The sequence below is a fragment of the Acidiplasma aeolicum genome, from assembly GCF_001402945.1.
GTDB classification, from domain to species: Archaea; Thermoplasmatota; Thermoplasmata; order Thermoplasmatales; family Thermoplasmataceae; genus Acidiplasma; species Acidiplasma aeolicum.
Window position 1 is genome coordinate 1 of sequence record NZ_LKBG01000026.1, and the last position, 4,250, is coordinate 4,250.

At 32.9% G+C, this 4,250-nt stretch carries 3 protein-coding genes; all 3 read right to left on the reverse strand.

The genetic code is table 11. The annotated features are described in order from the left end of the window. A partial coding sequence (locus tag AOG54_RS01155; protein WP_055032288.1) for an amidohydrolase occupies nt 1–1,593 on the reverse strand: 1,593 nt, incomplete at its 3' end. 4 nt (nt 1,594–1,597) lie between these two features. After that, a complete protein-coding gene (locus tag AOG54_RS01160; protein WP_156150342.1) occupies nt 1,598–2,815 on the reverse strand; it encodes a M20 family metallo-hydrolase in 1,218 nt (405 codons plus the stop codon). A gap of 8 nt (nt 2,816–2,823) precedes the next feature. Beyond that, nucleotides 2,824–4,164: an MFS transporter gene (locus tag AOG54_RS01165; RefSeq protein ID WP_082180477.1), complete on the reverse strand. Its 1,341-nt coding sequence runs from the start codon at nt 4,162–4,164 to the stop codon at nt 2,824–2,826. Between the last annotated feature and the right edge of the window lie 86 nt (nt 4,165–4,250).

Below are 4,250 nucleotides of genomic sequence, written 5' to 3' on the forward strand. Positions count from 1 at the left end.
TATCATAATATTTATTAAGGAGAAATCGTCTGAATAAGTTTCGAAACTCATTGGTATATTATTCCATACAACAATATCTGCTTTAGATCCTACCTTTAAAGCCCCAATTGTATACCATCCCATAACTGAAGCACAATTTATAGTAAAACTTTTAAGCGTCTCTTCAAGAGTTAGAGATTGATCTGGATTAAGTTTTTTATACTTGTTGTTTGATGTTTTCATTTCCCTTGAAATAGAAGAAATTATTCCGTATATTGGTTTGTACAATGTAACGGGACTATCAGAGCCATTGCACATGTTTATGCCCATATCAAACATTTCCCTAAATGGAAATAATCTATGCTCTCTTGATTTTCCAAAATTTGCTATATACTCATTTCCAAAAAAATAAATAAATGCTCCTTGGGTTTCAACACTAATATTATTTAACTTCATATTTAGCAGATCCTCTTGCGAGGGGGACGTACAATGAACTATTGCATAATTTGCCTTGGTATTAGATGTTTTTTTGATATCTATAATAGAATTAATAGTCTCCTTGATAGCCCTATCACCTATAGCATGTATACTTATTGTATTATCTGCTTGTGAAAGGTATCGTAAGGTTTTCTTAAATTCATCTATATCCCATAAAGGATGCCCATAATTATTTTTGTCAACTTCAATGTAGTTCTTATTCCATACTTCGTTCATCCAGGCATTCCTTGAAAGACCACTCCCATCAAGGAACATTTTAAAACCGGTAAATTTTAAATTGTCGCTATTATTTATTTTATCTGAAAGTTTTAATTTATCATACGCATCATTGAAGGAAAACACCGGTATTGATATTCCAACCTTTATCTTTAATTCCCCATTTTTGTCCACCTCATTTAATGCCTCTATTCGTAATTCTTCATCAATGTCTTTGCCTGTCCCACCTATATCCTTTACCGCTGTAATCCCTGATTTTAAATATTGTTCAGACGCATATGATATTGCTTCCTCATATTCATATATAGAATACTCTGGAATTTTAGATTTAATAAGATCCATGGCACTTGGTTCATATAATATTCCATTAATATTACCAGAAGCATCCCTACCGATTATTCCACCAGATGGGTTTGACATTTTATCTATGTTTCCAATATGAATGGCCTCAGAATTACATATAGCATAATGTTCTGAGAAATGTGTTATAAATACAGGTATTTTCAAATTAAGCTTATCTAAATCATTAATATCGGGCATTCGTTTTTCTTTCAATTGAAATTCATTTAAATTATAACCTAATATCCAGCCTTTATGCATTTTATTAGAATTTTTCTTAATAGTATTTATAATATCAGAGATAGATCTTGCCTTACCTAAATCTATCTGATATTTCATTTTAAGTGCGGTCATTGTAAAATGATTGTGAGAATCTATGATTCCGGGTGTAATTATCTTGCCTCTTAAGTCCAAAATCTCCGGAGATGTACTTTCATAGGTATTTATTTTGTTTATTTCATTGACGCTTTCTATTTTTCCTTCATTAATTTCCATAGAGAATAGTCCTTTTTTAAATTCATATCCGTCAAAAAAATTGTCTAAAAGTATTTTATATTTCATGCTATCACATCAAATTTAACACTGTTTTGTAAAGAACATTAAAACCATTTATTAAATCCTGATCACTTGTAAATTCCTCTTTTGTATGACTTCTTCCGTTATGCGATGGAACCATAATCATTGCAGTATCTGTTATTCTATTCATATACTGGGCATCATGGCCGGGCCAACTGTAAATGTATTTATATTTCATATCTAGACTTTTACAAATTTTCTCGATAGTTTTTTTTAGTTCTTCGTTAAATATTGTTGTTTCTGTAACCCATAAATTCCTATGTTTGACTTCAGTTCCCTCTTCTTTAGAAATTTTATCAGCTATTTCGTAGGCTCTTTTAGAATATTCAAAGGCTATATCCTTGTCAGGACTCCTTATGTCAAGATTTAACATAACTTTTCCTGGAATAACATTATAGGCATTTGGGTCATTTTTAATTTTTCCAACAGTCATTACTAAACCATTGCCGTTTTTCCTAGCTGTATCTCTCACTTCTGTTATAAATCTAGATGCCGAGACAAGAGCATCTTTTCTCATCTCCATTGGTGTAGGACCTGCCTGATTAGATTCCCCAAAAAACTCATATTCGTCTACAACCATTGTGACAATCCCTATGGGTATACCTATCTGATAGCCCTCATGTTCTAATACTGGCCCCTGTTCTATATGTAATTCTAGATACTTACCTGGTTTTACCCTTTTTGCTCTATTCTCTTCGCTACCCATAAAACCAGATTTGCTTACTGCGTCTTTAAAGCTAATTCCTTGATCATCCTCCCTAGAATAAACAAATTCTTTAGTAAAAACTTCAGTGGTTAAACCTGAGCCTAGTAAAGAGGGTTGAAATCTTGCCCCTTCTTCATTTGTAAAATCAACTGCGCTTATTTTTTTATTTATCTGCCCATTATTTTTCAATTTTTTTAATACATTTAATGCAGAAACGACACCATACATTCCATCGAACCTCCCTCCATTTGGTACCGAATCCATATGGGAACCAATAAATATGGATTCCTCTTTATTTCCCCCCAAGCTACCAAATATTGTGCCACCATCATCATAGCTTATATTAGCGTTTATAGAATTAAATTCCTTAATTAAACGTGTTCTAGCCTCAATATCATATTTATTCAATGCTAATCTGTTTACACCTACCTTTTTGTCATAACCAATACTAGTTATCGTATGAAAATTTTTAATAAATACATCATTCTCGTATATTTTTATCACCTCCCCTAATTCGACTCCTCATCCTTAAACACAATGGTTTCGCTAATATCTTCTAGCCTACGATTTTTGGTTTTTGGGCCAAGAGCTATCACTATTATGCCGGCAATTAATGCCGTAAGACCCATAAAAATAAATGACCAGCTATATCCAGTTATTGAAAAGATTCCTACAGACAATGCAATTGGTAGAATTAAATAAGGAGCAATAGCACCCCCTATGTGCCCAATTCCATCTGTAAATCCCATGGCCGCTGATCTACCTTCTGTTGGAAATAATTCTGCTGTATATGCATACATAACTGGTAACCACAGTCCCTGAGTAAAGAATACTAAAGCACCAGCGATTATTATTAATGCAGGGAATTTTACTATACCCCACATAATGAAAAATATAAAGCTCAATCCCATTGTAATAAAGCTTAATGTTTTTCTTTCTATTCTATCTGATAATGCCATACCAGTCAGTGAGCCTATAGGGTCACCTATAGAAGTTAGAAAGAAATATAATATGGTTGTACTTATAACTATGCCATGCTGAACAAAAAGTGTTGGAACAACAGATACCAGACCATAATCGCCTATGTAATAAAAAAACCAAACCGCAAGTATGATAAAAATTCTATTCCTAATTTTTTTATCCTTGAATAATGCTTTTATACCTAAATTTTGTTCCTCTATTTCTTCAGGAACCTTATCGGTTGAGACCCTATCAACTTTTCCAAATTTTTTCTTTATATATGCTTCCATTTTTTGAATTTCATGTTCAGCCTGTTCCTTTTTACCCACTTTTAGGAGCCATCTTGGCGATTCAGGCATATACGTGTATCTCATGATTATTGCCGGTATCGCAACTATGGCACCTAATCCAAGCATCAGTCTCCAGCCCCAACTTATAGTTGGTATTACAAAATATGCCATAGCACCAACAGGCAGGATTTCTATCATTCCTACAGCCGTTGAAATACCTACAATTGAACCCCTCATGGAAAATGGCGTAATTTCCGACATATAAGTCGAAATTAATCCAATTTCTGCACCTATTGATATTCCAACAATAAATCTAAATATTGAAAGTTCAACAAAATTCTGAGAAATGGCAGATAGTATTGAACCTACAGCTGCTATAACTAAAGTTATTAATAGAGATGTTTTCCTACCAATCAACTGTGCATAATAACCTAACCCTAATTCTCCAAATATATAACCTACTAAACCAGTAGTAACAGGTAATGCATATAAAAAATTTGATACAGGAACACCAAGCTGAGCGGATGCCACAGGTAAAACAAAGCCAATATTATATACATCCCAAAAGACTAAGAAAAAACTAATGGCAGCTAAGATAATAACTGCATTGCTATAAGGTCTTTCCTTTAAACTCCTATGAAAAACCTTTACTTAACAATCTTTTATGCCTCCATTGTATTTTAAAT